The sequence below is a fragment of the Rahnella sp. GSA61A genome, from assembly GCF_019969905.1.
GTDB classification, from domain to species: Bacteria; Pseudomonadota; Gammaproteobacteria; order Enterobacterales; family Enterobacteriaceae; genus Rahnella; species Rahnella aceris.
Genome location: NZ_JAHXYO010000015.1, coordinates 13,799 through 38,980 on the forward strand (window position 1 = coordinate 13,799; position 25,182 = coordinate 38,980).

Annotated in this window: 33 protein-coding genes and 4 tRNA genes; 22 read left to right on the forward strand and 15 right to left on the reverse strand. The window is 51.4% G+C overall.

Going from position 1 to position 25,182, the window contains the following annotated elements; genetic code table 11:
- The first annotated feature begins 3 nt into the window (after window positions 1-3).
- From LC431_RS18030 to LC431_RS18125, 20 genes are all read left to right on the forward strand, one after another.
- Window positions 4-198: a hypothetical protein gene (locus LC431_RS18030; RefSeq protein ID WP_013574057.1), complete on the forward strand. Its 195-nt coding sequence runs from the start codon at window positions 4-6 to the stop codon at window positions 196-198.
- Window positions 199-409: 211 nt separating this feature from the next.
- Window positions 410-613: a tail protein X gene (locus LC431_RS18035; RefSeq protein WP_013574056.1), complete on the forward strand. Its 204-nt coding sequence runs from the start codon at window positions 410-412 to the stop codon at window positions 611-613.
- Window positions 604-825, forward strand: coding sequence for an HP1 family phage holin (locus LC431_RS18040; protein WP_013574055.1), 222 nt, complete (start codon window positions 604-606; stop codon window positions 823-825). The genes LC431_RS18035 and LC431_RS18040 overlap by 10 nt, the downstream gene beginning before the upstream one ends.
- A complete protein-coding gene (locus LC431_RS18045; RefSeq protein WP_223510142.1) occupies window positions 806-1,315 on the forward strand; it encodes a lysozyme in 510 nt (169 codons plus the stop codon). The genes LC431_RS18040 and LC431_RS18045 overlap by 20 nt, the downstream gene beginning before the upstream one ends.
- The gene (gene lysB / locus LC431_RS18050; RefSeq protein ID WP_013574053.1) at window positions 1,316-1,744 is read left to right on the forward strand and encodes an Rz-like lysis system protein LysB; all 429 of its coding nucleotides are present in this window, start codon (window positions 1,316-1,318) and stop codon (window positions 1,742-1,744) included. It abuts the gene before it with no gap.
- Window positions 1,632-1,874 (forward strand): Rz1-like lysis system protein LysC, encoded by a 243-nt coding sequence (gene lysC / locus LC431_RS18055; RefSeq protein ID WP_370633889.1) that lies wholly within the window; start codon window positions 1,632-1,634, stop codon window positions 1,872-1,874. The genes lysB and lysC overlap by 113 nt, the downstream gene beginning before the upstream one ends.
- Complete coding sequence (locus tag LC431_RS18060) at window positions 1,837-2,298, forward strand: phage tail protein (RefSeq protein ID WP_013574052.1); 462 nt, start codon at window positions 1,837-1,839, stop codon at window positions 2,296-2,298. Before lysC ends, LC431_RS18060 begins: the two co-directional genes overlap by 38 nt.
- Window positions 2,299-2,379: 81 nt before the next feature.
- The gene (locus LC431_RS18065) at window positions 2,380-3,021 is read left to right on the forward strand and encodes a phage baseplate assembly protein V (protein ID WP_223510143.1); all 642 of its coding nucleotides are present in this window, start codon (window positions 2,380-2,382) and stop codon (window positions 3,019-3,021) included.
- On the forward strand, window positions 3,018-3,368 hold the full coding sequence (locus tag LC431_RS18070; RefSeq protein ID WP_013574050.1) for a GPW/gp25 family protein: 351 nt from the start codon (window positions 3,018-3,020) through the stop codon (window positions 3,366-3,368). Before LC431_RS18065 ends, LC431_RS18070 begins: the two co-directional genes overlap by 4 nt.
- 5 nt (window positions 3,369-3,373) lie before the next feature.
- Window positions 3,374-4,282, forward strand: coding sequence for a baseplate assembly protein (locus tag LC431_RS18075; protein WP_013574049.1), 909 nt, complete (start codon window positions 3,374-3,376; stop codon window positions 4,280-4,282).
- Window positions 4,275-4,889 carry a phage tail protein I gene (locus LC431_RS18080; RefSeq protein ID WP_013574048.1) on the forward strand — a complete coding sequence of 205 codons (615 nt, stop codon included), beginning with the start codon at window positions 4,275-4,277 and terminating at the stop codon, window positions 4,887-4,889. Before LC431_RS18075 ends, LC431_RS18080 begins: the two co-directional genes overlap by 8 nt.
- Complete coding sequence (locus LC431_RS18085; RefSeq protein ID WP_153376025.1) at window positions 4,879-5,910, forward strand: phage tail protein; 1,032 nt, start codon at window positions 4,879-4,881, stop codon at window positions 5,908-5,910. Before LC431_RS18080 ends, LC431_RS18085 begins: the two co-directional genes overlap by 11 nt.
- Window positions 5,911-6,080: 170 nt before the next feature.
- Window positions 6,081-7,250, forward strand: a complete 1,170-nt coding sequence (locus LC431_RS18090) for a phage tail sheath protein (RefSeq protein ID WP_013574046.1) — start codon at window positions 6,081-6,083, stop codon at window positions 7,248-7,250.
- Window positions 7,251-7,264: 14 nt separating this feature from the next.
- A complete protein-coding gene (locus LC431_RS18095) occupies window positions 7,265-7,774 on the forward strand; it encodes a phage major tail tube protein (protein WP_013574045.1) in 510 nt (169 codons plus the stop codon).
- A 59-nt stretch (window positions 7,775-7,833) separates the two neighbouring features.
- Window positions 7,834-8,121 carry a phage tail assembly protein gene (locus LC431_RS18100; protein WP_013574044.1) on the forward strand — a complete coding sequence of 96 codons (288 nt, stop codon included), beginning with the start codon at window positions 7,834-7,836 and terminating at the stop codon, window positions 8,119-8,121.
- Between the two features lie 20 nt (window positions 8,122-8,141).
- Window positions 8,142-8,276 (forward strand): GpE family phage tail protein, encoded by a 135-nt coding sequence (locus LC431_RS18105; RefSeq protein WP_013574043.1) that lies wholly within the window; start codon window positions 8,142-8,144, stop codon window positions 8,274-8,276.
- On the forward strand, window positions 8,269-9,900 hold the full coding sequence (locus LC431_RS18110) for a phage tail tape measure protein (protein ID WP_223510144.1): 1,632 nt from the start codon (window positions 8,269-8,271) through the stop codon (window positions 9,898-9,900). Before LC431_RS18105 ends, LC431_RS18110 begins: the two co-directional genes overlap by 8 nt.
- A complete protein-coding gene (locus tag LC431_RS18115) occupies window positions 9,897-10,367 on the forward strand; it encodes a phage tail protein (RefSeq protein ID WP_015689398.1) in 471 nt (156 codons plus the stop codon). Before LC431_RS18110 ends, LC431_RS18115 begins: the two co-directional genes overlap by 4 nt.
- A gap of 2 nt (window positions 10,368-10,369) precedes the next feature.
- Window positions 10,370-11,470 (forward strand): contractile injection system protein, VgrG/Pvc8 family, encoded by a 1,101-nt coding sequence (locus LC431_RS18120; RefSeq protein ID WP_013574040.1) that lies wholly within the window; start codon window positions 10,370-10,372, stop codon window positions 11,468-11,470.
- A 64-nt stretch (window positions 11,471-11,534) separates the two neighbouring features.
- Entirely contained in the window at window positions 11,535-11,714 is a 180-nt protein-coding gene (locus LC431_RS18125) for an ogr/Delta-like zinc finger family protein (RefSeq protein ID WP_013574039.1), read from the forward strand.
- Window positions 11,715-11,806: 92 nt separating this feature from the next.
- Here the strand turns inward: LC431_RS18125 and rplS are convergent, their stop codons facing one another.
- From rplS to ffh, 5 genes are all read right to left on the reverse strand, one after another.
- Window positions 11,807-12,154, reverse strand: coding sequence for a 50S ribosomal protein L19 (gene rplS, locus LC431_RS18130; protein WP_013574038.1), 348 nt, complete (start codon window positions 12,152-12,154; stop codon window positions 11,807-11,809).
- Between the two features lie 48 nt (window positions 12,155-12,202).
- On the reverse strand, window positions 12,203-12,976 hold the full coding sequence (gene trmD, locus LC431_RS18135; protein WP_015689396.1) for a tRNA (guanosine(37)-N1)-methyltransferase TrmD: 774 nt from the start codon (window positions 12,974-12,976) through the stop codon (window positions 12,203-12,205).
- Between the two features lie 67 nt (window positions 12,977-13,043).
- Window positions 13,044-13,592, reverse strand: a complete 549-nt coding sequence (rimM, locus tag LC431_RS18140; protein ID WP_013574036.1) for a ribosome maturation factor RimM — start codon at window positions 13,590-13,592, stop codon at window positions 13,044-13,046.
- 18 nt (window positions 13,593-13,610) lie between these two features.
- Window positions 13,611-13,859 carry a 30S ribosomal protein S16 gene (gene rpsP / locus LC431_RS18145; RefSeq protein ID WP_015689395.1) on the reverse strand — a complete coding sequence of 83 codons (249 nt, stop codon included), beginning with the start codon at window positions 13,857-13,859 and terminating at the stop codon, window positions 13,611-13,613.
- Window positions 13,860-14,037: 178 nt separating this feature from the next.
- Window positions 14,038-15,399 (reverse strand): signal recognition particle protein, encoded by a 1,362-nt coding sequence (gene ffh / locus LC431_RS18150; protein ID WP_013574034.1) that lies wholly within the window; start codon window positions 15,397-15,399, stop codon window positions 14,038-14,040.
- A 164-nt stretch (window positions 15,400-15,563) separates the two neighbouring features.
- On the opposite strand from ffh, the gene LC431_RS18155 reads away from it, so the two are divergent.
- Both LC431_RS18155 and LC431_RS18160 read left to right on the forward strand, forming a co-directional pair.
- A complete protein-coding gene (locus LC431_RS18155; RefSeq protein WP_013574033.1) occupies window positions 15,564-16,355 on the forward strand; it encodes an inner membrane protein YpjD in 792 nt (263 codons plus the stop codon).
- 16 nt (window positions 16,356-16,371) lie between these two features.
- Window positions 16,372-17,661: an HlyC/CorC family transporter gene (locus tag LC431_RS18160; protein WP_013574032.1), complete on the forward strand. Its 1,290-nt coding sequence runs from the start codon at window positions 16,372-16,374 to the stop codon at window positions 17,659-17,661.
- A gap of 69 nt (window positions 17,662-17,730) precedes the next feature.
- Here LC431_RS18160 and luxS read toward each other — a convergent pair whose 3' ends face one another.
- The 10 genes from luxS to alaS all read right to left on the reverse strand — a co-directional run bounded on the left by luxS (window position 17,731) and on the right by alaS (window position 25,153).
- Window positions 17,731-18,246, reverse strand: coding sequence for an S-ribosylhomocysteine lyase (luxS, locus tag LC431_RS18165; RefSeq protein WP_013574031.1), 516 nt, complete (start codon window positions 18,244-18,246; stop codon window positions 17,731-17,733).
- 157 nt (window positions 18,247-18,403) lie between these two features.
- Complete coding sequence (gene gshA / locus LC431_RS18170; RefSeq protein ID WP_223510145.1) at window positions 18,404-19,975, reverse strand: glutamate--cysteine ligase; 1,572 nt, start codon at window positions 19,973-19,975, stop codon at window positions 18,404-18,406.
- Window positions 19,976-20,060: 85 nt separating this feature from the next.
- A complete protein-coding gene (locus tag LC431_RS18175; protein ID WP_223510146.1) occupies window positions 20,061-20,489 on the reverse strand; it encodes a YqaA family protein in 429 nt (142 codons plus the stop codon).
- Window positions 20,486-21,052, reverse strand: coding sequence for a fructose-1-phosphate/6-phosphogluconate phosphatase (gene yqaB / locus LC431_RS18180; RefSeq protein WP_223510147.1), 567 nt, complete (start codon window positions 21,050-21,052; stop codon window positions 20,486-20,488). The genes LC431_RS18175 and yqaB overlap by 4 nt, the downstream gene beginning before the upstream one ends.
- 222 nt (window positions 21,053-21,274) lie before the next feature.
- A tRNA-Arg gene (locus LC431_RS18185) sits at window positions 21,275-21,351 on the reverse strand.
- Between the two features lie 42 nt (window positions 21,352-21,393).
- Window positions 21,394-21,470: transfer RNA gene (locus LC431_RS18190), tRNA-Arg, on the reverse strand.
- Between the two features lie 110 nt (window positions 21,471-21,580).
- A tRNA-Arg gene (locus LC431_RS18195) sits at window positions 21,581-21,657 on the reverse strand.
- A gap of 8 nt (window positions 21,658-21,665) precedes the next feature.
- Window positions 21,666-21,758 (reverse strand) — tRNA-Ser (locus tag LC431_RS18200).
- A 325-nt stretch (window positions 21,759-22,083) separates the two neighbouring features.
- On the reverse strand, window positions 22,084-22,269 hold the full coding sequence (gene csrA / locus LC431_RS18205; protein ID WP_013574027.1) for a carbon storage regulator CsrA: 186 nt from the start codon (window positions 22,267-22,269) through the stop codon (window positions 22,084-22,086).
- A gap of 256 nt (window positions 22,270-22,525) precedes the next feature.
- Window positions 22,526-25,153 (reverse strand): alanine--tRNA ligase, encoded by a 2,628-nt coding sequence (gene alaS / locus LC431_RS18210; RefSeq protein ID WP_015689392.1) that lies wholly within the window; start codon window positions 25,151-25,153, stop codon window positions 22,526-22,528.
- Window positions 25,154-25,182 lie beyond the last annotated feature (29 nt).

A 25,182-nucleotide genomic window follows, 5' to 3' on the forward strand; every position in this document is an offset into this window, starting at 1 on the left:
AAAATGGAAAACCTGACTAAACAACAGTTAACGTTGTCCAGGATACAATTGATCGCAGACATTTCGCAGACGGCGCAATGCAATCCAAAAGAATTCCTGGTCGTGATGTCACTGATCTCAGAGCTGGCCAGCCAGGCGCTGACTGACGAGAACCAGGACGTTGTGTATTGCAACGGGAGCACTGACGACACCCACTGATTGCCAGATCCTGCGGCGGTAGTAGCCAACATTACTGGCGCTTGCCCGACCGGTTTCCCTCCGGACTAAGCGCCCCGCCCTTTCCCTCTCTTCGCTGTCTGCTTACCTGTTGTGCCAGCTGTTTCACATCCCACTCAGATTGCCGCCCGGAGTGCTATTGCGCAGACTGAACTCACCTCCTGACGATTTCACTCACTTGTGGAGAAAGTTCATGAAAGTCTATGCAGAACAGGGCGATACCCTCGATTCTCTTTGCTGGCGCTATTACAACCGCACGGCACTCGTCGTCGAAAAAGTGTATGCCGCCAATATTGGCATCGCGGATTTAGGCCCGTTATTACCTCACGGCACAGCCGTCTTTATGCCCGACATTGCAGAACAACCGGTTCAGGAAACGATCAAATTATGGGACTGAATACGGAGCGCATCAGTTCAGGCTGCGCCTATTTCATCGCCACTTCGCTGACCTGGCTCGCCAGTCTGACATCGCAGGACGTCGCCTTTCTGGTCGGCTCAGCAGTTGGCGTCGGCACGTTTTTGATCAACTGGTACTACCGGCGCAAAAGCTATCAGTTGCTGGCACGTAAAGGTCTGAGCAAAGACGACTATGAAAACCTCAACTCTTAAACGCTGTAGTGCCGCCGTGGTCCTGGGGCTGATGGCAGCACTGCCAGGCTACAGCTCCTTGCAGGTGTCAGAAGAGGGTCTGCGGTTGATCACCGATTTTGAAGGCTGTCAGCTGCAACCCTATCAATGCAACGCTGGCGTATGGACCAGCGGCATCGGTCATACGGCCAGCGTTAAACCGGCACAGGAAGTCACCGAACATCAGGCCGCTGAAAATCTGCTGGGGGATATTCAGCAGACAGAGCGCGCCGTAAAAAAATGTATGCCGGTGATCATGCCGCAACCGGTTTTTGATGCCGTGGTGTCCTTCAGTTTTAACGTCGGCACCGGTGCCGCCTGTAAATCAACACTGGCGTTTTTCATCAACCAGCAGCAGTGGCAACAAGCCTGCGACCAGTTGCCACGGTGGGTTTTCGTTAATGGCGAACGCAACCGGGGTCTGGAACGCAGGCGAAATGCCGAACGTACTCTCTGCCTGAAAGGAGTCTGAATGCGTCTGTTAACAGCACTTCTGGCGGGGATGGTTTTACTGGTCGCCATCCTGTTGCTTTCCAATCGCTCATTACAGCACGACCTCAACAATGCCAGTCAGCAACGCGATGCCCTGATTACACAGTTACAACAACGCGAGCAGTTGATCGCCACACTGAACCAGCAAATGCGCCAGCGCGAGCAAGCTGAACTGGCGTTACGCGAAGACCTGAACACCGCCCGGCAAGTGATGCAAAGCCGTGAGCAACAAAGGCAGAGGAGCCTCCATGATGATCCGCAAACCCGTCAGTGGGCTGACAGCAGTCTGCCTGCTGATATCAACCGGTTGCACCAGCGTCCCGCCTTCAGCTCCGCCAGCGATTATTTACGTTGGCTGTCCGGCGGTCAGCTCATGCCCTATTCCGGCCAGCAAACCGGCCACCAATAAAGATCTGAGTACCGACATTCTTCAGCTGGAGTCCGCGCTGATGGATTGCGGCTTACAAATTGAAGCCATCAAAAAGTGTCAGGAGGCACAACATGCAAAAACCGATTCAATTGCAACAACGGCTGATTGAACAGATCCCCTTGCTTGCGGCTACGCCTGAAAAACTGGTGATTGCCACCGGGCCGGGCAATGTGGTGGCCACATCTGCACCTTCGCTTTCTTTTGAGTACCGCTATCCGCTGACAGTGACGATCACTGACGACGCGCTCAGCGAAACGCTGGTCGATCTGGCCGTGGTCACCGTTCTCGACTGGCTGCAGGTTAATCAGCCTGAAATTCTCGGCAACGCCTTGCACCGGCTAAATGATTTTACCTTCACTCAGCAGGAACGAAGCCTCGCTCTGGTGCTGCAACTGACAGAACGCGTCCAGGTAAGTGACAAGGATGAGGTGCGCACCATCACTCATCTCCCGGAACCGCCACTGCCAGAAAATGTGGCGCTGCCGCGTCAGGTTTATCTCAACGGCGAACTGATCAGCAGCTGGACGGTGTAACCCGATAAACCTTGTTGTGTCAGCCGCTGGCGAACGGTCACCGGTTGTCGCTCAACCCTCTGAAACGGCATCCTTTATCCCATGAATACGACTCTTCAACTCAACGACATAATGCGGCTGATTGGCAATCTGGTACGCATCGGCAAAGTCTCCGAACTGGATCTTGCCAACGCCCGCTGCCGCGTCAAAACGGGCAGCAACGTGACAGCCTGGCTGCCGTGGATGACGCATCGCGCCGGACGTACGCGCAGCTGGTGGGCGCCCTCCGTCGGTGAACAGGTTTTGCTGCTCTCGATGGGCGGCGAGCTTAATACGGCATTCGTGTTACCGGCAGTATTTTCTGATGCTTCGCCCGCCCCATCTGCCTCGCCGGACGCCTTTCATCTGGCCTTCCCGGACGGCGCAGTTTTTGAATACGAACCGGCACAAAGCGCTCTGAAAGTGACGGGAATTAAAACAGCCGTGATTAACGCAGCGCAAAAGGTTGAGGTGAGCGCACCCGAAATCCGCTGTACCGCCAGCACCCGCATCACGCTCGACACGCCGGAAGTAGTTTGCACCAGCAAACTGACTACCGGATCTCTCGAGGTGAAACAAGGCGGCACGCTGACCGGCAACTTAACCCACAGCGGCGGCAGCCTGACATCCAACGGCATCGTTGTGCACACTCACCGCCACAGCGGTGTTCAGACCGGCGGCGGTCAGACAGGAGGCCCGCAATGAGCAATCCCAAGTACCTGGGGATGAACAGAAACAGCGGTATGGCTATCGAAGATCTCGACCATATCCGCCAGTCCGTGAGCGACATTTTGAATACACCGGTCGGTTCCAGAGTGATGCGCCGCAATTACGGTTCGTTACTTTCTGAGCTGATCGACCAGCCGCAAAACGGCGCACTGCAACTGCAGATGATGGCAATTTGCTACACCGCATTGTTGCAGTGGGAACCCCGCATTTCACTGAATGCCATCACTTTCGAGACCGATTACACCGGCAAGATGGTGGTGGAACTGACCGGAAGCCGTAACGACACGGCAACGGATTTTTCCCTGAATATTCCTGTGAGCTGACACTTATGGCAACGATCGATTTAAGCCAGTTACCGCCCCCTGATGTGGTCGAAGAACTGGATTATGAAAGCCTGCTTGAAGAACGTAAAACGACGCTGATTTCGCTCTATCCAGCCGATCAGCAGGAGGCCATCAGCCGCACGCTGACGCTGGAATCCGAACCGCTGGTCAAACTGTTGCAGGAGAATGCCTACCGCGAACTGATCCTGCGCCAGCGGGTGAACGAAGCCGCACGCGCCGTGATGGTGGCCTATGCGACGGGCAGTGATCTGGATCAGCTTGCGGCGAATTTCAACGTTCAGCGCCTGGTTTTACAGCCTGCGGATATCAATACAATCCCCCCAAAAGCCGCCGTTCTAGAAGCCGATAGCGATTTACGCGTGCGTATTCCTCAGGCGTTCGAAGGGTTGAGCGTGGCGGGCCCGACCGGAGCTTACGAATATCATGCTCGTTCGGCAGACGGACGCATTGCGGATGCATCGGCTATCAGCCCGTCTCCCGCTGAAGTGACCGTCACTATTTTGTCACGAGACAACGATGGCGTTGCCTCTGATGACTTGCTCATTGCCGTTGAAAAAGCCCTGAACGATGAAGATGTCAGGCCTGTTGCCGATCGCGTCACTGTGCAGGCGGCCGAGATTGTGCCTTATCAGATTGATGCCGTGCTGTATGTCTTGCCCACACCTGAAATTGAGCCTGTTCGCGCGGCCTCTGAAGCGCAGTTAAAAACGTATATCAATACGCAAAGTCGGCTAGGCCGTGATATCCGGCTTTCTGCAATCTATGCCGCTCTGCATGTTGAAGGCGTTCAGCGGGTAGAGCTGTCGTCACCGCTGGCGGATATCGTGCTTGATAAAACTCAGGCGTCACTCTGTACCGGTTACTCACTGACAGTGGGAGGCTCGGATGAGTGATCGTCTGTTACCCTCGGGTTCCACTCAGCTTGAAGTTGCGGCCGCACAGGCGCTATCGCACATCGGTAATCTCAGCGTTCCTCTGCGTGAACTCTGGGATCCTGATACCTGTCCGCTGGAGCTGCTGCCTTATCTTGCCTGGTCATTTTCGGTCGATCGCTGGGATGAAAACTGGACCGAACCAGCGAAACGCTCTGCAGTTAGCGCGGCCTGGTTCGTTCATAAACATAAAGGAACTATCGGGGCTTTGCGGCGGGTCGTTGAACCGCTGGGATATTTAATTCGCGTCACCGAATGGTGGCAGACCAACGATATTCCGGGCACTTTTCGCCTCGATGTCGGCGTGCTTGAAACGGGCATCACGGAAGAAATGTATCAGGAACTCGAACGTCTGATCACCGATGCCAAACCCTGCAGCCGCCATCTGAACGGTCTCTCCATCAATCTGGATGTCACGGGTAATTTTTATATAGCAGCAGCGACTTACGACGGAGAAGAACTGACGGTTTATCCGTATTTCCCCGAAACCATTACAGCATCCGGATCCGCGTTTACCGGTTCAGCAATCCATTTAATCGACAACCTGAGAGTGAATTATGACAGCTAAATATTATGCCCTGCTGACCAATCTGGGCGCAGCGAAACTGGCCAATGCGACGGCGCTGGGTACGCAACTCAGCCTGACCCAAATGGCGGTCGGTGATGGCGGCGGTACCCTGCCAACACCGGACCCTGCTCAAACGCAATTAATTGGCGAAAAACGCCGGGCGGCGCTCAATTCACTGAGTGTTGATCCGGCAAATACTAATCAGATTATCGCCGAACAAATTATCCCTGAGGATCAGGGCGGATTCTGGATCCGAGAAATTGGCTTATTTGATCAGGACAATACGCTGATTGCTATCGCCAACTGCCCTGAAACCTATAAACCCCAGTTACAGGAAGGCAGTGGCCGGACGCAGACGGTTCGTATGATTTTAGTGGTAAACAGCACGGACGCGGTCACGCTGAAAATTGATCCGTCTGTGGTACTGGCAACACGCAAATATGTCGATGATAAAGTCATTGAGGTTAAGGCCTATGCAGACAGCCTTATGGCTGCTCACCTGGCGGCAGCTTCGCCTCATCCACAATATGAAATACCGGTTGGTATCCCCCTTCCCTGGCCGACAGCAACTCCACCGGCTGGTTGGTTAAAATGTAATGGCGCTGCGTTTGATAAAGCAAAATATCCTAAGCTCGCCGCTGTTTACCCACTGGGTTTGTTGCCTGATTTGCGAGGCGAGTTTATTCGTGGTTGGGATGATGGCCGAGGAGTTGATACCGGACGAGTGATCTATGGCGCTCAGGGAGCTACCGGGATCAGAACCGCGGCGCTGGATTACTTCGGAGTCGATGAGACAGCGGCCGGAGCAACAATAGGCACTTCGTTTGTTGCCGCTGACTCAGCTAGCACTTTACAGCCCGCAGGAGCGAAAAGCCCAGCCAACACTACTCTTGGCTCCATCTTGGCGGACAACAGCATGACCGCCGTACAATCATCCTCCGGTTTGACAAATCCTGCTGGTGTATGGATCACTATGCGTCCTCGTAATATCGCTTTTAATTATATTGTTCGGGCAGCCTGATCCTCTTAAAACGTAAAAACTTCCGGACCTGTGCAAAGAGATAATTATTATTATCTCTTTTTTATTTCCCCTCTCTGTTGTGCCACCGCCCCCACGCCCCTGATCAAATGCGCTTTCTGTTGCGAACCGGCATCCTTGCTTTACCACCCACAACAGAGAGAGTCACCCTGATGGCTGATTATCATCACGGCGTGCGTGTTGTCGAAATCAACGACGGCACCCGCGTTATTTCCACCGTTTCCACAGCAATTATCGGCATGGTTTGTACCGCAGAAGATGCGGATGCGACTGTTTTCCCTTTGAATACCCCGGTTCTGATCACTGACGTTCTGGCGGCCAGCGGTAAAGCGGGCACCAGCGGAACATTGCGTGCCGCGCTTCTGGCAATTGCAGACCAGTGTAAACCGGTCACCGTCGTGGTACGTGTCGCCACGGGTGAAGATGAAGCCGCAACCACCAGCAACATCATTGGCGGTTCTGATGCCAATGGCCGTTACACCGGTATGAAAGCGCTGCTTTCTGCGCAGGCAGAGCTGGGCGTGAAGCCTCGTATTCTGGGTGTTCCTGGTCTGGATAACCAGGCTGTCGCGACCGCGCTGGCAGGTGTTTGTCAGCAGCTGCGTGCGTTCGGTTATGTCAGCGTTTATGGTGCAAAAACCATTTCTGATGCGATCAAATACCGCGACAACTTCAGCCAGCGCGAGCTGATGCTGATCTGGCCAGACTTTGTTAACTGGAATACCACCACCAGCCAGTCTGATATCGCTTATGCCACCGCCCGCGCTCTGGGTTTACGCGCCAAAATTGACCAGGACACTGGCTGGCATAAAACCTTATCCAACGTCGGCGTTAACGGTGTTACCGGCCTGTCCGCCAGTGTCTTCTGGGATTTGCAGGCAACGGGTACCGACGCGGATCTGCTGAACGAAGCCTGTGTGACAACACTGGTGCGCAAAGACGGTTTCCGTTTCTGGGGCAACCGGACCTGCAGCGATGACACACTGTTCCTGTTCGAAAACTACACCCGTACAGCGCAGGTTCTGGCCGACACCATGGCCGAAGCGCACATGTGGGCGGTCGATAAACCAATGACCCCGACACTGGTGCGCGACATGATTGACGGCATCAAAGCCAAAATGCGCGAAATGAAATCAGCGGGTTACATCATTGACGGCGACTGCTGGTATGACGAAACCGCGAACACCGCTGAAACTCTGAAGGCCGGTAAGTTGTATATCGATTACGACTACACTCCGGTTCCTCCACTGGAAGATCTGACCCTGCGCCAGCGTATCACCGACTCTTACCTGGTGAACTTTGCCGCGTCCGTAAACAGCTAAGGAGACAAAAACTCATGGCACTTCCTAAGAAATTGAAATACCTGAACCTGTTTAATGACGGGAACAGCTACCTCGGTCTGGTCTCCTCACTGACGCTGCCGAAACTCACCCGTAAACTGCAAAACTATCGTGGCGGCGGCATGAGCGGTTCGGTCGCGGTGGACTTCGGGCTGGATGACGACGCGCTGACGCTGGAATGGTCCATCGGCGGTCTGGATGAGCTGGTTCTGCAGCAATGGGGCAGCACATCAGATATTCCGCTGCGGTTTGCCGGTTCATTGCAGCGCGACGACACCGGTGATGTCTCTGCGGTAGAAGTCATGATGCGTGGCCGTCACAAAGAGTTTGATTTCGGCGAGTACAAACAGGGTGAAGATACTGAAACCAAAGTCACCACCCAGTGTACGTATTTCAAACTGACCATCGACGGCAAAGAGCTGATCGAGATCGACACCGTCAATATGGTGGAAGTCGTCAACGGCGTTGACCGTCTGGCGGAACACCGCACCGCGCTCGGCTTGTAATCCCTTCCCTGAGCCGGCAGCTTTTGCCGGCTTGATTTCCGATTTAAGCAGGAAAACGTATGAATCTCACTGATATCAACGACAACACCGTGATTTTGGATGTTCCGCTAAAACGCGGTGAAATGGAAATCACTGAAGTTCAGGTGACTAAACCCACAGCCGGTAGCCTGCGGGGTATCGGCCTCGCGGCGCTGGCGAACGCCGATGTGGACGCGCTGATCACTATTTTGCCGCGCATCACGTATCCGAATCTGACCAAAGAAGAATGCTCACGCCTGGAGCTTCCCGATCTGATCGCGCTGGCAGGTAAGGTGATAGGTTTTTTATCGCCGAAACCGGTGGCGTAAGTATTGCGCCCCGCCTCACCGTGGATGACCTGATGGCAGATATCGCGGTGATATTTCACTGGCCGCCGTCTGAGATGGACGGCATGTCACTCACCGATCTGCTGAACTGGCGACATAAGGCACTGCAACGCAGCGGAGTAAAAACAGATGAGTAATCTCGAACAGTTACCTCACACGCTGGAAAAAATAAATCAGGATCTGGCCACCTTCAGGGCCGAAACCGACAAGGTCAGAGAAAACCTGCTGATGCTGCCCGGGAAGACATTATTCAGCGTTGTTTCAGAAGACATCACTGATGCTTCCCTTCAGTTTGAAAAGTCGCTTTTCGCCCCGGACAGCGAAACCGAAACGCAGGCATTTTCCGGCCTGAAAAAGGCGGTGGCCAGCCAGTCGGCAGAAAAGTTGCGGCAGCAACGCCCGATGCAAATGGAACAGAAAGGGCTGGAGATCGGGCAACAGTTTAAAAATCGCGAACTGAAAATTGGCCAGTTAAAAAATATCAGCTCATCAGCCCTTTCCTTTGCACAACCCAAACTGGCGCTGGCGCAAACTTTTCTCAAACCGGGTGCAGATCTGGAGGCCGGGCTGGCTGAAGTGCAGTCGGTCCTCGGACTGAAAAATGACGATCCGCACATTGCCGCTCTGCGTCAGCAAAGTCTTTCGATGGCGGCTTCCGGCCATTCGCCAGCGGAGGTTGTCGCCAGACAGCAGGCATTAGCGAAAGGCGGAATGAATGCCGATCAGGTTCTGGAACAAACACCGGCGGCACTGAATGGCGCAACGCCTGCTGCGCAGATGGCGGTGACCGTGAAAGGCGACAATCTGGATGGCGATATCACTAAGTTATTTGCCACCTGGGACACTATCCGTATCAATCTTTTTGACGGGCAAAGTGCCGCCCTGCGTGAACTGACGCAAACGGCTACCAGCTGGCTGGGCACGATCAATACCTGGATCACCGATAATCCTATGCTGGTGAATTCCCTGCTCGGTCTGGCATTAGGCATCACGGGCATTGTCGGCGGTATGGGTGCGCTCGGCATGGTCATCGCGCCGGTGCTCAGCGGCATCAATATGCTGATGGCGGGAGCCGGTTTGCTTGGGACTATTTTTACCGGTACCGGTGGCATGATTGCCGCAGCGTTCACGGCCATCGGGTTGCCACTTCTGCCCGTCATCGCACTGATTGCCGGGATCGGGATCGCCGTAGTGAAACTTTGGGAACCGATCAGTGCCTTTGTCGGCGGAGTAATTGACGGATTTACTGCGGCAATGGGGCCAATAAGTGGCGCGTTTACACCGTTCAAAACCGCGCTGGGATGGATTACGGATTTGTTTGAGCCAATCCACTTCACTCAGGACACCCTGAGCGGCTTCACTGATATCGGCAAAGGGGTTGGAGAAGCGATCGCAGAGATTTTCGTCACGCTGAATAAAGCCGTCTCTCAAATCGGCGAAGTCTTTAGCTGGGCGAAAAAAGGATGGGACTCCATTTTTGGTGACAGTGAACCCGCTGAACGCCCGGATATTTCAACACCGCCCTTAGATGGCATATCTCCAACCTGCAGCGCGCTGAACCTGTATCAGCCAGCTAAAAGCAGCGTGGCCAACAACCTGACGGATAACCGGGCAACGACGGTAAATTTAAGTTTCACAGCTACCCCGGAGACGGATCATAACCAGGTCAGAGCCTGGATCGAGGATTCCATTAACCAGCGGGAATGGAGCAATACCAACAATCTCCTCAGCCAGTACAACAACGGAGGGATTTACTCATGATGATGTCGCTGGGTTTATTTGTGTTTAAGTTGAGCACGCTGCCCTATCAGAATACGAACCGTCAGGTGAACTATGGCTGGGGGGCGAACGCGCGTTTCGGACAGCGTCCGGTCTCTCAGTTTCTCGGGCTGGGTGAGGAAACGATAAAAATCACCGGGCAATTATTGCCTGAAATGACCGGCGGCATGCGCTATTTGCAGGCACTGCAGAGCATGGCAGATTCAGGGCGGGCATGGCCGCTCATTGAAGGCAGTGGCACGATTTACGGCATGTTCGTTATCAAAAGTATAGCCAATGACAATGCCGAGTTTACTTCCAGCGGCCAGGCGCGAAGCATCAATTTCACGCTCAATCTGACGCGCGTCGATGAATCGCAGGCCGCCATGTTCGGCGATCTGCTGACCCAGGCCGAGGGCTTATATAACAAGGCCAGTTCGGCACTCAACAATTTCGCCAGCGGAGTCTGATCATGCTTACTGATTTGCAGCTACCCGTTGGCGCACGCATCACGCCCGCATTCACGCTGACGATAAAAAATAAGGTGCTGGAAGAAAATATCTCTGCTCGGATCATCAGTTTATCTGTCACGGATAACAGCGGTTTTACCGCAGACACATTGAATTTAACCTTCGATGACAGCGACGGGCAATTGCAAATGCCCGTTCGCGGCACCGTTTTGCATCTGCATCTGGGATGGTCGAAACAGGCGCTCTATGACTGCGGCTATTTCACGGTCGATACAGTCACTCATTCCGGCTCTCCGGACAAAATAGGAGTGGTTGCCCGCAGCGCTGATTTCCGCGGTTCTTTTGATAACAAAATCAGCCAGTCTTACGATGATTACACGCTCGGCGCGATTGTCAGAATCATTTCAAGCCGGAATAAATTAGATCTGCCAGTAATCCCGCAGGAACTTGATAGCGTTAAGATCCCGCATATTGACCAGACCAGCGAAACGGACAGCTACTTTCTCACCCGGCTGGCACAACGTTACGGTGCGCAGGTAACGGTTAAAAACGGCGCAATTTTATTTTTTAAAGCAGGCACCGGTCGAACCTCTTCCGGACAAGCAATCCCCTGGAAAACCATTGTCCGCAGTGACGGCGATAACCACAACTATCAGATGGTCGATAAGAAGGCATACGATGGCGTGAAGGCGCAGTGGCATGATCTCAAAACGGCGACCACCAGCAATGTTGCTCTCAAGCGTTCGCCCGCAGAAGGCAAAGAAGCCCAGCCTGCCAGTTACATCGCGGGATCCGGGACAAATGTTCTTGAACTGGGCAAAATATTTCCTGACGAAGAGACTGCTAAGCGGGCTGCGGATTCAGTGTTCAATCAGATTCAGAATGATGCCGCAACATTCAGCATACGGCTGGCCCTGGGACGTGCTGATTTGAGTGCGCAATCTCCGGTCAATGTGCAAGGGTTTAAAGACGTGATCGACAGTCAGCGCTGGGTGATTGATTCAGCTCTGCATGAGATTAATGAGAAAGGTTTTACTACTAAATTGATTCTGAAGCCTTATGTTGCAGATATCACTTATCAGTCGTCAATTTTGCAATTATAACTTGCTTTTGCGAGTTATAAGTTCATAATTACCTCATTGCTTACCTGTTATGCCGGAGGTTTTTATGATGCATTGTCCACTTTGCGGAAAAGTAGCCCATACGCGTTCGAGCCGCTATCTGAGTGAATCGACCAAGGAACGCTATCATCAGTGCCAGAATATCAAATGCAGTTGTACTTTTGCGACGCATGAATCAGTCGCCCGGGTTATCTCAAAACCGGGTAGCCAACCTGCCACTGCGTAGCCATTTTGTAGTCACTGATGTAAAAAAAAGGGGTTAGCCGATGGCTAACCCCTTGTTCTATATTAACTAGTAGATGTCGCGTTAGCGATACCTTAGTTAAGACGCTCTTTAATACGAGCAGACTTACCAGTACGCTCACGCAGGTAGTACAGTTTAGCTTTACGAACGGCGCCACGACGTTTAACAGTAATGCTGTCGATTACCGGGGAGTGAGTCTGGAATACACGCTCAACACCTTCGCCGTTAGAAATTTTGCGAACAGTGAATGCAGAGTGCAGACCGCGGTTACGAATAGCGATAACCACGCCCTCGAATGCCTGCAGACGCTTTTTAGAACCTTCAACGACCCATACCTTAATTTCCAGAGAATCACCTGGACGGAATGCAGGTACGTCTTGCTTCATCTGCTCTTGTTCGATTTGTTTAATGATATTGCTCATAATATGTCTCTTACCCTAGGTAAACTGATATATCGGGACGGCCTCGCGTTATGCTTTGGCGTTCCCTTCATAGTTTTGTTGACTGAGCCGATGTTCCTTTTGGAACTCTCTCAGCAACACCTCTTGCTCGTCAGTCAGAGCTAGGTTTTCCAGAAGTTCAGGTCTTCTAAGCCAGGTTCGACCCAGCGACTGTTTCAGGCGCCAGCGACGTATATCAGCGTGGTTGCCCGACAGTAAAACTGACGGTACCTCCATGCCTTCCAACACTTCAGGGCGGGTATAATGGGGACAATCCAACAATCCGTCAGCGAAAGAATCTTCTTCTGCTGAAGCCTGACGACCCAGAACGCCCGGTATAAAGCGGGAAACTGAATCAATCAGAGTCATTGCCGGCAACTCTCCACCGCTAAGAACATAATCGCCAATTGACCATTCTTCATCAATTTCGGTTTTAATTATGCGCTCATCGATCCCTTCATAACGGCCACAAACCAGAATAATTTTCTGATGGGCCGCCAGCTCGCAAACACCGGTTTGATCCAGTTTGCGCCCCTGAGGTGAAAGATAAATCACCTTCACACCTTCGCCTGCCGCTGCTTTTGCTGCATGAATAGCTTCCCGTAAGGGTTGCACCATCATCAGCATTCCGGGACCACCGCCATAAGGGCGCTCATCCACGGTACGATGTCGATCGTATGCGAAGTCACGAGGACTCCAGCAATTTACGCTCAACAGGCCATTCTTAACTGCCCGGCCAGTTACCCCGTAATCCGTAATTGCGCGGAACATTTCAGGAAACAGGCTAATTATACCAATCCACATAGCCTACCCCTTCCAAATGTTTGACCGCTCAACCAGACGTTGTTTACATCAGTAAACACTACGGAGGTCAAAAACCAGGATCCCAATCTACTTCAACAGTGCGAGTAGCGAGATCGACTTTCTTGATAACCTGCCCATCGAGGAACGGAATCAACCGCTCCTTGAGTCCGAAGGCATCTTTCAGGTTGGCTTTAACTACCATCACATCGTTAGAACCGGTTTCCATCATATCGATGATTTTGCCCAGTTCGTAACCGGAAGTTGTCACTACCTGGCAACCGAAAAGGTCTTTCCAGTAGTAGTCACCGTCTTCCAGTGGAGGCAGTTGCTTTGAATCGACGACAATTTCGCAATTAGTCAGAAGATTCGCGGCATCCCGATCATCAACGCCTTTGACTTTGATAATCAGGTCCTGAGTGTGGCGTTTCCAGCCTTCCAGCTCGACAACTTGCCACTTACCGGCACGCTGGATAAACCAGGGCTGGTAGTCAAAGATGCTTTCAGCGTCTTCGGTGGATGAAAACACTCTGAGCCAACCACGAATGCCGTACGTTGAACCCATTTTGCCAAGAACTAACGGCTCAGCGGGTACCACTGGATTGGATTGCTTGCTCATTGCCACCACCGCGACAGATTAAGCTGCTTTCTTAGCGTCTTTGATCAGCGCAGAAACGCGATCAGAAACGGTAGCACCCAGACCAACCCAATGGGCAACACGGTCCAGATCCATACGCAGTGCTTCAGCCTGGCCAGAAGCCAATGGGTTGAAGAAACCTACGCGTTCGATGAAACGACCGTCACGAGCGTTGCGGCTGTCGGTCACTACTACTTGATAAAACGGACGCTTTTTTGCGCCGCCACGTGCTAAACGAATTGTTACCATAACATCCTCTTTAGTTAATAAAACAACCAGACCCCATCGGGGAACGGGGTCTGGTTGCAATATAAAAAGCCCGAAAATTTTACTCATTTTGGCGCAAAAAGCAATCTAAAGCGTAGAAACCTTAGCCACCATTTTGCATGAGCCACCTATATGGCTGATATATAGGCAGTGACGTCGATTAACGGCCAGGGAAACCTGGTGGCATCATACCTTTCATGCCACGCATCATTTTCGCCATGCCGCCACTCTTCATTTTCTTCATCATGCGCTGCATATCGTCGAACTGCTTAAGTAAGCGGTTGACGTCCTGCACTTGCATGCCGGAACCCATCGCGATACGACGCTTACGGGAACCTTTAATAATTTCTGGCTTAGCGCGCTCTTTCAGCGTCATCGAGTTGATGATCGCTTCCATCCGCACCAGCACTTTGTCATCCATCTGGGATTTGACGTTATCCGGCAACTGACCGACACCCGGCAGTTTGCTCATCATACTCGCCATGCCGCCCATATTACGCATTTGCTTGAGCTGCTCGAGAAAATCGGTCAGGTCAAAGCCGTCGCCTTTCTTGAGTTTGCTGGCCAGTTTTTCAGCCTGCGCGCGGTCAACTTTGCTCTCAATATCTTCGATAAGAGAGAGAACGTCGCCCATACCCAGAATACGGGAGGCAATACGATCCGGATGAAACGGCTCCAGCGCATCGGTTTTTTCACCCATACCCAGGAATTTAATCGGCTTGCCGGTGATGTGACGAATCGACAGCGCAGCACCGCCGCGGGCATCACCGTCGACTTTTGTCAGGATCACACCGGTCAACGGCAGCGCCTCATTAAACGCTTTCGCGGTATTCGCGGCATCCTGACCGGTCATAGCATCGACCACAAACAGGGTTTCAACCGGATTAATCGCGGCATGTACCTGTTTGATTTCGTCCATCATCGCTTCGTCGACGTGTAAACGGCCGGCGGTATCGACAATCAGCACGTCGTAGAATTTCAGTTTCGCCTGCTGCAGGGCGCGGCTAACGATATCAACCGGCTTCTCCTGTGCATCAGACGGGAAGAAATCCACTTCAACTTGCTGCGCCAGGGTTTCCAGCTGTTTGATCGCCGCAGGGCGATAAACGTCGGCGGACACCACCAGTACTTTTTTCTTTTTCTTTTCTTTCAGGAATTTCGCCAGTTTACCGACGCTGGTTGTTTTACCTGCACCTTGTAAACCCGCCATAAGAACCACGGCCGGAGGCTGCGCCGCTAAGTTAAGCTCGGTGTTCGCCTCGCCCATCGCAGTTTCCAGTTCTTTCTGGACAATTTTGACGAATTCCTGCCCCGGCGTCAGACTCTTATTGACCTCATGGCCAACAGCGCTTTCCTTCACCCGGCTGATGAAGTCACGTACGACCGGCAGCGCAACGTCCGCTTCCAGTAAGGCCATACGCACTTCACGTAATGTCTCTTTGATATTTTCTTCGGTCAGCCGCCCGCGGCCGCTGATATTGCGCAGTGTGCGCGACAATCGATCGCTTAAATTCTCAAACATCGTCTCTTGCTCAACGTAATGACAGGCCGCTTTTGCGACGTAATTGCGGGATTATAACACGAAGCGCGGACGATCTCTGCTTTGGCATCTCAGATAGGTTGGAGCGTGACGCGGGTAACGTTATACTGCGGTTCTCATTCACTTTTCGATGCTACCGAAACGCTATGTCAGTTTTTGCTCTCGTCGCCATGTTGGCCTATCTGCTCAGCCTTGCACTGATCATTCCGAGCATCATCCGGAAGAACAGCGCATACCGGCGTTTAGCACTGATTTCCGTTGTGGTGGCACTTGTTTGCCACGCTGTCGCATTGCAGCAACGTATTTTCGACGTCAGCACCGGCCAGAACCTCAGCCTGGTCAATATCGGTTCGGTGGTCAGTTTAATCATCGGAACGGTGATGACCATCGTAGCCTCGCGCAATCGCGGCTGGTTTGTTTTGCCAATTGTTTACAGCTTTTCGCTGATCAATCTGGCGTTCGTGACGTTTCTTCCTGGCGAATTCATCACGCATCTTGAAGAAAGCAAAGGCTTACTGGTACATATCGGCCTGGCATTATTCTCTTATGCCACGCTGATGATTGCCGCCCTTTACGCGTTGCAACTGGCGTGGCTGGATTATCAGCTAAAGAATAAACGCCTGACGTTTACGGCTGATATGCCGCCGTTAATGAGTATTGAACGCAAACTTTTTCACATCACTCAGATTGGCGTTATTTTACTGACGCTGACGTTGTGCACCGGATTACTTTATCTGAACAACCTGTTCAGCCCAGAGAATATCGACAAGGCTGTCTTATCGATACTGGCATGGTTTGTTTATATCGTTCTGCTGTGGGGCCATTATCACGAAGGCTGGCGTGGCCGTCGCGTGGTATGGTTCAGCATGGCGGGCGCCATCCTGCTTACTCTTGCCTATTTTGGCAGTCGCCTGATCCAGCAAATCATGGTTCATTAATTAAAAGGAATACCCGTTGGAGCACGTCTCAACAACAACCCTGATCATCACATTGATCATCATGGTGGTGGTTTCGGCTTATTTTTCAGCCTCCGAAACCGGTATGATGACACTCAACCGTTACCGGTTACGTCACCTGGCTAAACAGGGTAACCGCGCGGCGCGGCGCGTCGAAAAGCTGTTAAAACGCCCGGACCAGCTGATCAGTCTGGTACTTATCGGTAACAACCTGGTCAACATCCTTGCTTCCGCTCTGGCAACCATTGTGGGCATCCGTCTTTACGGCGATGCCGGTGTAGCGATTGCCACGGGTGTACTGACATTTGTCGTACTGCTGTTTGCAGAAGTGCTGCCTAAAACATTTGCCGCCCTGAATCCTGAACGCATCGCGTTTCCGAGCAGCATTTTGTTGCGTCCGCTGCAAACCATTATGATGCCGCTGGTGTGGATCCTTAACAGTCTCTCGCGTTTGCTGATGCGAATGTTTGGTATCAAAACCACCACAAGCCTCAGTGACGCCGTCAGTAAAGAAGAGCTGCGTTCCATCGTGAACGAGTCACGCTCGAATATCTCGCGCCGGAATCAGGACATGCTGCTTTCCGTGCTTGATCTTGAGAAAGTCTCTGTTGATGACATCATGGTTCCGCGCAATGAAATCGTCGGTATTGATATCAATGACGACTGGAAATCGATTATTCGTCAGCTTACCCACTCACCTCATGGCCGTATTGTGCTTTACCGAGACTCACTCGACGACGCTATTGGGATGCTTCGTTTGCGCGAAGCTTATCGCCTGATGACCGAGAAAAAAGAGTTCACCAAAGAAAATCTGCTGCGCGCCGCTGACGAGATTTACTACATTCCGGAAGGCACGCCGCTGAATATTCAGCTGGTAAAATTCCAGCGAAATAAAAAGAAAGTGGGCATCGTGGTTGATGAATACGGTGATATTCAGGGGCTGGTAACGGTTGAGGATATCCTCGAAGAAATCGTCGGTGATTTCACGACGTCGATGTCGCCAACGCTGGCAGAAGAAGTCACGCCGCAAAGTGATGGTTCAGTACTGATCGAAGGCAGCGCGAACGTGCGGGAACTGAATAAAGCCTTTAACTGGCATCTGCCAGCCGAAGAAGCGAGAACTATCAACGGCATGCTGCTGGAAGTGCTGGAAGAGATCCCGACAATCGGTACTAATCTGCGCATTGAGGACTATGAAGTTGAGATCCTGGATGTTCAGGACAACATGATCAAACAGGTGCAGGTCCGTCCGTTACAACCGTTGCAAAGCAGTGTGAATCAGCGCTAATCCTCTGAATTTCAGACATAAAAAAGACGCGAATTTCGCGTCTTTTTTGTCATCCGCACAAACTAAAAACTAGATGTGCAGTTCGGACAATTTCTCTTTTGGCAGAGCCAGATCATCGTTATGGTTCACAACAACATCATGATCGAGAATGTGCTGTGCAATTTCCTGGGCTTCTTTCAGGGAATGCATTTCGTAAGTCCCGCACTGGTATTCATTCAGCTCAGGGATCTGGCGCTGCTCTTTCACTTTCAGAACGTCAGCCATCGCTGCTTTCCAGGAGTCAGCAACCCGTTGCTCTTCCGGCACACCAATCAGGCTCATGTAAAAACCGGTACGGCAACCCATCGGAGAAATATCAATGATTTCAACACCGTTACCGTTCAGATGATTACGCATGAAACCCGCGAACAGGTGCTCGAGCGTGTGGATACCACGTTCCGGCATCACTTCAATATTCGGGCGGCAGAAACGCAGATCGAACACAGTGATCGTGTCCCCGTGCGGGGTTTTCATGGTTTTTGCGACGCGAACAGCAGGTGCTGCCATACGGGTATGGTCTACGGTAAAGCTATCCAACAGTGGCATATCGTCACCTCTCCTAAATAAATTAATTTTTTTTACGAACTCAGGAAACCTTTTCCCAGCATGCGGGTCTTAATTAGTGAAAGACGCGCATTTGTTATCATCATCCCTGTAAACAGAGATGTTTATTTGGCCACATTAATTGTGGCCTTTTTCTTTTCTACTCATTGCTACTGCCTGCATTCGCAGCCAGGTATTCTTCAAAGCTTAGCTTATCACTGGCTTCCAGTGTGCGCTGACGCTGCCATGAACCATCCTGTTCAGCCATCAGAGCGCTTTCATCCAACACTTCCAGCGGTTCACTCACCAGCATCTGACGATATTTTTCTGCCAGTTCCAGCCCGAGGTTACCGACGCCCTGCTGTTTCAGATCCTTGAGGATGCGGGCAGAGTAAGTCAGTTCAGGATCATCAAACGCAGCAACCAGCTTTTTACAAACATCCTGATAGAGATGATCACCGTTTTGGTTATCCATGATCTGAGCTACCCGATTCAGATCAGCAAACAACGCATTGCCAACGCTGGCTAACGGCTGACGTTCATCGTTACACCCGATACCAATCGTCTGGCCCGGTTTACGTCCTTCGAGGATCACACGGTTCCAGTTTTTACGCGTACAAAGCAGCTCATCGCTGTTCATTTCCGGCGCATCCGCTAAAGCACACCATACCAAAAACAGATCCAGGAAACGCGCCTGGGTTGCATCAATACCCACCGGAGAGAACGGGTTGACGTCCAGCGAGCGGACTTCAATATATTCGATCCCGCTGCGCATCAGCGCATCCGAAGGTGTTTCACCCGATTTGGTGACCCGTTTAGGACGGATTGGCGCATAAAGTTCGTTCTCAATCTGTAACACATTGGTGTTCAGCTGAAGGTATTTCCCGTCTTTTTTCACACCCATTTCCGCATATTCAGCAGACGGTGTGCGGATCGCTCTCTTCACGCCCTGAACGTAGGTGTTCAGATCATTAAAAGTGATGCCCAGATTGCTCTGTGACTTATTGGTATACCCTAAATCACTCAGACGCAGTGATGTCGCATAAGGCAGATAACACAATCCACCTTCGGTATATTCGAAAGGCAGATCCGTTTCACGTCCTTTGAGGAATGAGGAACAGATTGCAGGCGAAGCCCCAAACAGATACGGGATCACCCAACCGAAACGGTAATAGTTACGGATGAGTTTGAAATAACCTGCAGAGATCGCCTCTTTCCCGCTTTCCGTATCAGTCACGCCCAACCGCTCTTGCCAAAACGTCATCGGCAGCGAGAAATTGTAATGGATGCCGGAAATTACCTGCATCAGCGCGCCATAGCGGTTTTTCAGGCCTTCGCGATAAAGTGTCTTTAAACGCCCGATGTTCGACGAACCATATTGCGCCAGTTCGATATCCTGTCCGGATTCGATAAAGCAGGGCATGCTGAACGGCCACATACGCTCGTCACCAAGCTCACGGGCCACATGACGATGAATGTCACGGAGAAACGCCATCAGATGTTCAATATTGTCATCGACGGGCGTAATAAATTCTAATAAGGCTTCAGCAAAATCGGTGGTGATCCAGCGATGCGTCAGAGCCGCACCTAAAGATTCCGGGTGGCCCGAAGTCGCTAATGAACCGTCAGGATTAACCCGAAGCGTTTCACGCTCGATACCACGACGAATACCTTTTAATGCCTGAGGGTGGGCTTCCAGCCAGGAAAGCGCCTGAGATACATCCGGGATCAAATTGACCTCCCGCTTGGTGAAACCATTAATTTGCAAGCATACTGAATCTGCATAGATGTGACCATAATTGATAGCTGATGCCAATCTAACCGAACCATGAGAGCCCCTCCAGCGTTACAAAAGTCAAAAGGATGTAACGCACTGCTTTTCCGATAAACATGAAAAAGACGACAGGACCCCACGGCATTCGCAGCCAACCTGCTAATACGCATAACACATCACCAATCACCGGTAACCAGCTCAGCAATAACGCCGCAGGTCCGAAGCGCTTCAGCCAGCCCTGTGCAACATTGAGTCCACGTTGAGGCTTAAGCTGCGACAAAAAGCGTCCGATGATGACGTTGGTTATGCCACCTAAGGTATTGCCAACTGATGCAGACAAAACCAGTGCCGCTGGCATTGCGCTGCCAGCTGACAATAAAGCCACTAATAAGACTTCTGAATTCCCAGGCAATAATGTGGCACTTAAAAAGCTGCTGCCGAATAAGGAAGCCAGCGCCAGGGCGCTGCTCACAGCGTACGCACGTCCACAAAATCCATATTGGCGCGTTTTGCTGCCTCAATACCAAAATCTGCATCTTCAAAGACGACACATTTTTCAGGAGGCACGCCAATCAGCTCCGCACAACGCAAAAAAGTGTCCGGTGCAGGTTTGTGATTCTTCACGTCATTGGCCCCCACAATCGCATCAAAGCAATCGCGCAGCCCTAAATGCCGTAAGAGTGCATCCGCCATCCAGTGCTCACTTCCTGTTCCTACCGCCATTGGACGCCGGCCATGATAAGCCTTCACGACATCAATCAGCGGCAGAGGACGTACGGTATCGAGCAACATTTCCTGCACGGCAGCCGTTTTCTCAGCAGCAAGAAGATGGGAGTCCATCTCAACATTATTACTGTCTATAACAAACTTGGCGATCCGCCAGGTTGGAGAGCCATTCAGAGCGACCATGGAGTCGACATCATACCGCATGCTGTATTTGGTCAAGACCTGATGCCATGCCTTACGGTGCGTAGGTTCGGTATCCAATATGTTGCCATCCATATCAAATATTAGCCCTTCGTATCGATCGTACATCGAATGCTCCATGATCACGAAAAAACAGGAAAACTACTTTATCGCAAAGTCTGTAGAAAGTCGCATTTTGTCCACGCGCACAGCACATCAGAACACGTCAGAAAGATCAGGAAAATGAAAAAGAAGAGTGAGATACAGACGTGAAATCCAGAAAACAAAAAACCCGCCGAAGCGGGTTTTCTAATGCTGAAAGACAAAAATCGCTTCAACATACACAAAATATGGTGCACCCAGGAAGATTCGAACTTCCGACCGCTCGGTTCGTAGCCGAGTACTCTATCCAGCTGAGCTATGGGTGCATTGGGTTACTACAGATTTTATTTCGGAAATTGCTAAAAGAATGGTGCACCCAGGAAGATTCGAACTTCCGACCGCTCGGTTCGTAGCCGAGTACTCTATCCAGCTGAGCTATGGGTGCATTTTGATTCTTACTGCAGATTTACCTGACCATTTTACCGTACTACATCAGCTTTCGCTTTTGCCCTTCACGCTCATTTGATTGCAAATCAACATACATTCAGGAAAGTATGGTGCACCCAGGAAGATTCGAACTTCCGACCGCTCGGTTCGTAGCCGAGTACTCTATCCAGCTGAGCTATGGGTGCATTTTAAATGGCGGTGAGGCGGGGATTCGAACCCCGGATGCAGCTTTTGACCGCATACTCCCTTAGCAGGGGAGCGCCTTCAGCCTCTCGGCCACCTCACCATACGCCTCTTGCGAGTGTGCTGACTAACTTTGTTCAAGCTCATCGGCACTGCGTGGCGCACATATTACTTTCTGGCCCTTATAAGTCAAACCCTTTTTTCCTAACAATCACCCGTTTGGACATTTCACGCGCAACCTGAGCAGTTTGAACACAATAACAGGCCGCGAACGCGTAAAAAACGCCTTCATTTTTAGAAAAAGACAATTCAGGAGATAAGACACAGGAAGAAATTAAAAACTAAAACGCAGGAAAACGAGGGAAGAATAAGGGATAACACACACAAAAGAGGTTCAGCGCCTCGCCATTAGCGAGACGCCTCGTAAATCAGTAACTCGTCTGCTGTGACTTTTCAGCCTGAATACGCTGATAAATCTCTTCACGGTGAACAGAGACCTCTTTCGGCGCATTCACACCAATGCGCACCTGATTACCTTTAACACCTAATACGGTAACAGTAACCTCATCGCCAATCATGAGGGTTTCACCAACTCGGCGAGTTAGAATAAGCATTCTTTGCTCCTTGAATAATTAAAAGAGTCGGGTCTCTCAGTTTCCCGGCCATTATCGATCATAAGCGGGTAAAACGTAAGCCATGACCCCTACATAAAATGTAAGCAGCCTGCAACTTCAGCCATGAGTACTTTAAGTTTAGCCGATATCGTCATTGTCGCGACTTTAATCGCGAAGCTTACATTGCCATTAAGACTGAAAACGCCATACAGCACAATACATTATGACGTTTTCATGGTTAGCTATTTATTTCTTATTACAGCTTAGCTTCAACCCAGGCTTCAACAGTCGCCAGCGCGGCAGGCAATGCCTGTACATCGCTGCCGCCAGCCTGCGCCATATCAGGACGACCACCACCTTTGCCACCGACCTGCTGTGCCACAGAAGCAATCAGCTCACCGGCTTTAACACGATCGGTCAGATCCTTTGTGACACCTGCAATCAGGCTGACTTTGTCATCGGCAATGGTTGCCAGGACAATAATCACTGATCCTAACTGATTTTTCAGGTCATCAACCATCGTACGCAGCATTTTAGGCTCTACGTTATCCAATTGACGAACCAACAGTTTAACGCCTTTCACTTCTTTCGCCTGGCTGGACAGTGATGCACTTTCCTGCGCGGCTTGCTGACCTTTCACCTGCTGAAGTTCTTTTTCCAGCGTACGTGAACGCTCAATCAGAGAACGAATTTTATCGGTGATGCTGTTCACATCCCCTTTAACCAGATGCGCGACATCCTGCAGCAAATCACTTTGCTGATGCAGGGCATTAATCGCGTTTTCACCGGTGATCCCTTCAATACGACGAACACCTGCTGCAGTACCGGATTCACTCTGAATACGGAACAGGCCGATATCACCGGTACGACTGGCGTGCGTACCGCCACACAATTCGGTAGAGAAATCGCCCATGCTCAGCACACGAACGCTGTCTTCGTATTTCTCACCAAACAGCGCCATTGCACCTTTTTCTTTCGCTTCGTCCAGATCCATGATGGTGGTCTGAATCGGCAAGTTGCGACGAATCTGGGCATTCACCAGATCTTCTACCTGGCGAATTTCCTCTGGTTTCATTGCTTCAAAATGCGAGAAGTCAAAACGCAGATAGTTATCGTTAACCAGAGAACCTTTCTGAGCAACGTGCTTGCCCAGCACCTGACGCAGCGCGGCATGCAGCAAGTGCGTTGCCGAGTGGTTCAGACGGATGCGGTCACGGCGGGCGACATCAACTTCTGCTTCGACGCTGTCGCCGATACTCAGTTTACCTGCGCTCAGTGCGCCCTGATGACCGATCGCTTTTCCATATTTCTGGGTATCAGAAACAGAGAATACGCCAGTAGTCGTTTTCAGAATGCCTTTATCGCCAACCTGTCCACCAGATTCACCGTAGAACGGCGTGTCATCCAGAACCACGATAGCATTAACGCCAGCCTGAATATCATTCACTGGCTGCCCATCGACAAACAGCGCCACGACTTTGGAATGGCGCTGCAAATGTTCGTAGCCTGAGAACTGAGTCACGCCGTCAACACGCACCATGCTGTTGTAGTCTGCGCTGAAACCGCTGGACTCACGTGCGCGGCGGCGTTGAACATCCATCGCTTTTTCAAAACCGGCTTCATCCACTTTCAGATTACGTTCACGGCAAACGTCAGCAGTCAGATCCAGCGGGAAACCAAAGGTGTCGTACAGACGGAAAGCAATTTCGCCGTCCAGAGTGTCGCCTTTCAGTGCAGCCAATTCTTCGTCCAGCAACGCCAGTCCGCGCTCCAGAGTACGGGCAAACTGTTCTTCTTCGGTTTTCAGCAGTTGCTCAACCATCGCCTGCTGTTCTTTCAGTTCTGTCGCAGCCGGCCCCATCACTTCAATCAGCGGAGCAACCAGTTTGTAGAAGAACGTGTCTTGCGCCCCCAGCATGTTGCCGTGACGGATCGCACGACGAATGATACGACGCAGCACATAGCCACGGTTTTCATTCGACGGGATAACGCCATCTGCAATCAGGAATGCGCATGAACGGATATGGTCAGCAATAACGCGCAGGGATTTGTTGCTCAAATCGGTCGCGCCAGTGACTTCTGCCACCGCAGCGATCAGTTTCTGGAACAAGTCGATGTCGTAGTTTGAGTTCACATGTTGCATAACCGCAGTGATACGCTCAAGCCCCATCCCGGTATCTACGGATGGTTTTGGCAGTGGCAGCATGGTGCCGTCAGCCTGACGGTTGAACTGCATGAACACCAGGTTCCAGATCTCGATATAACGGTCGCCATCTTCTTCAGCAGAACCCGGAGGACCGCCCCAGATGTGATCGCCATGATCATAGAAAATCTCGGTACAAGGGCCGCAAGGGCCGGTATCGCCCATCTGCCAGAAGTTATCAGAAGCAAATGCGCCGCCTTTATTATCGCCAATGCGGATAATACGTTCTTTTGGAACGCCGACTTCTTTTTCCCAGATTTCGAAGGCTTCGTCATCAGTCTCATAGACGGTGACCCACAACTTCTCTTTCGGCAGATTAAACCAGTTTTCGCCGGTCAGTAGTTCCCAGGCGTAGTTGATGGCATCGTGTTTGAAGTAATCACCGAAGCTGAAGTTGCCCAGCATTTCGAAGAAGGTGTGGTGACGTGCGGTATAACCGACGTTTTCGAGGTCGTTGTGCTTACCGCCTGCGCGGACGCAACGCTGAGATGTGGTGGCGCGGTTGTAATCACGCTTATCCAGACCGAGGAAAACATCTTTAAATTGGTTCATCCCGGCATTGGTAAACAACAGTGTCGGATCGTTTGTCGGGACAAGCGAACTGCTTGAAACAATGTTGTGTCCCTTACTATGGAAGAAATCGAGAAACGCTTGACGGATCTCAGCGGTGCTCTTGCTCATAAATGTCCCGGAATCATGCTGGAAGAACG

Excerpts from the sequence above, each read along its gene's own strand:
- trmD (WP_015689396.1), bottom strand. The coding sequence starts at position 12,976 with ATGTGGATTGGTATAATTAGCCTGTTTCCTGAAATGTTCCGCGCAATT.
- lysB (WP_013574053.1), top strand. The coding sequence starts at position 1,316 with ATGCGTCTGTTAACAGCACTTCTGGCGGGGATGGTTTTACTGGTCGCC.
- csrA (WP_013574027.1), bottom strand. The coding sequence starts at position 22,269 with ATGCTTATTCTAACTCGCCGAGTTGGTGAAACCCTCATGATTGGCGAT.
- LC431_RS18060 (WP_013574052.1), top strand. The coding sequence starts at position 1,837 with ATGCAAAAACCGATTCAATTGCAACAACGGCTGATTGAACAGATCCCC.
- LC431_RS18035 (WP_013574056.1), top strand. The coding sequence starts at position 410 with ATGAAAGTCTATGCAGAACAGGGCGATACCCTCGATTCTCTTTGCTGG.
- LC431_RS18120 (WP_013574040.1), top strand. The coding sequence starts at position 10,370 with ATGCTTACTGATTTGCAGCTACCCGTTGGCGCACGCATCACGCCCGCA.
- LC431_RS18085 (WP_153376025.1), top strand. The coding sequence starts at position 4,879 with ATGACAGCTAAATATTATGCCCTGCTGACCAATCTGGGCGCAGCGAAA.
- LC431_RS18100 (WP_013574044.1), top strand. The coding sequence starts at position 7,834 with ATGAATCTCACTGATATCAACGACAACACCGTGATTTTGGATGTTCCG.
- LC431_RS18045 (WP_223510142.1), top strand. The coding sequence starts at position 806 with ATGAAAACCTCAACTCTTAAACGCTGTAGTGCCGCCGTGGTCCTGGGG.
- LC431_RS18155 (WP_013574033.1), top strand. The coding sequence starts at position 15,564 with ATGTCAGTTTTTGCTCTCGTCGCCATGTTGGCCTATCTGCTCAGCCTT.
- LC431_RS18030 (WP_013574057.1), top strand. The coding sequence starts at position 4 with ATGGAAAACCTGACTAAACAACAGTTAACGTTGTCCAGGATACAATTG.
- LC431_RS18075 (WP_013574049.1), top strand. The coding sequence starts at position 3,374 with ATGGCAACGATCGATTTAAGCCAGTTACCGCCCCCTGATGTGGTCGAA.
- LC431_RS18080 (WP_013574048.1), top strand. The coding sequence starts at position 4,275 with ATGAGTGATCGTCTGTTACCCTCGGGTTCCACTCAGCTTGAAGTTGCG.
- LC431_RS18090 (WP_013574046.1), top strand. The coding sequence starts at position 6,081 with ATGGCTGATTATCATCACGGCGTGCGTGTTGTCGAAATCAACGACGGC.
- ffh (WP_013574034.1), bottom strand. The coding sequence starts at position 15,399 with ATGTTTGAGAATTTAAGCGATCGATTGTCGCGCACACTGCGCAATATC.
- luxS (WP_013574031.1), bottom strand. The coding sequence starts at position 18,246 with ATGCCACTGTTGGATAGCTTTACCGTAGACCATACCCGTATGGCAGCA.
- LC431_RS18040 (WP_013574055.1), top strand. The coding sequence starts at position 604 with ATGGGACTGAATACGGAGCGCATCAGTTCAGGCTGCGCCTATTTCATC.
- rpsP (WP_015689395.1), bottom strand. The coding sequence starts at position 13,859 with ATGGTAACAATTCGTTTAGCACGTGGCGGCGCAAAAAAGCGTCCGTTT.
- alaS (WP_015689392.1), bottom strand. The coding sequence starts at position 25,153 with ATGAGCAAGAGCACCGCTGAGATCCGTCAAGCGTTTCTCGATTTCTTC.
- yqaB (WP_223510147.1), bottom strand. The coding sequence starts at position 21,052 with ATGTACGATCGATACGAAGGGCTAATATTTGATATGGATGGCAACATA.
- LC431_RS18125 (WP_013574039.1), top strand. The coding sequence starts at position 11,535 with ATGATGCATTGTCCACTTTGCGGAAAAGTAGCCCATACGCGTTCGAGC.
- LC431_RS18070 (WP_013574050.1), top strand. The coding sequence starts at position 3,018 with ATGAGCAATCCCAAGTACCTGGGGATGAACAGAAACAGCGGTATGGCT.
- LC431_RS18115 (WP_015689398.1), top strand. The coding sequence starts at position 9,897 with ATGATGATGTCGCTGGGTTTATTTGTGTTTAAGTTGAGCACGCTGCCC.
- LC431_RS18095 (WP_013574045.1), top strand. The coding sequence starts at position 7,265 with ATGGCACTTCCTAAGAAATTGAAATACCTGAACCTGTTTAATGACGGG.
- LC431_RS18110 (WP_223510144.1), top strand. The coding sequence starts at position 8,269 with ATGAGTAATCTCGAACAGTTACCTCACACGCTGGAAAAAATAAATCAG.
- LC431_RS18065 (WP_223510143.1), top strand. The coding sequence starts at position 2,380 with ATGAATACGACTCTTCAACTCAACGACATAATGCGGCTGATTGGCAAT.
- rplS (WP_013574038.1), bottom strand. The coding sequence starts at position 12,154 with ATGAGCAATATCATTAAACAAATCGAACAAGAGCAGATGAAGCAAGAC.
- rimM (WP_013574036.1), bottom strand. The coding sequence starts at position 13,592 with ATGAGCAAGCAATCCAATCCAGTGGTACCCGCTGAGCCGTTAGTTCTT.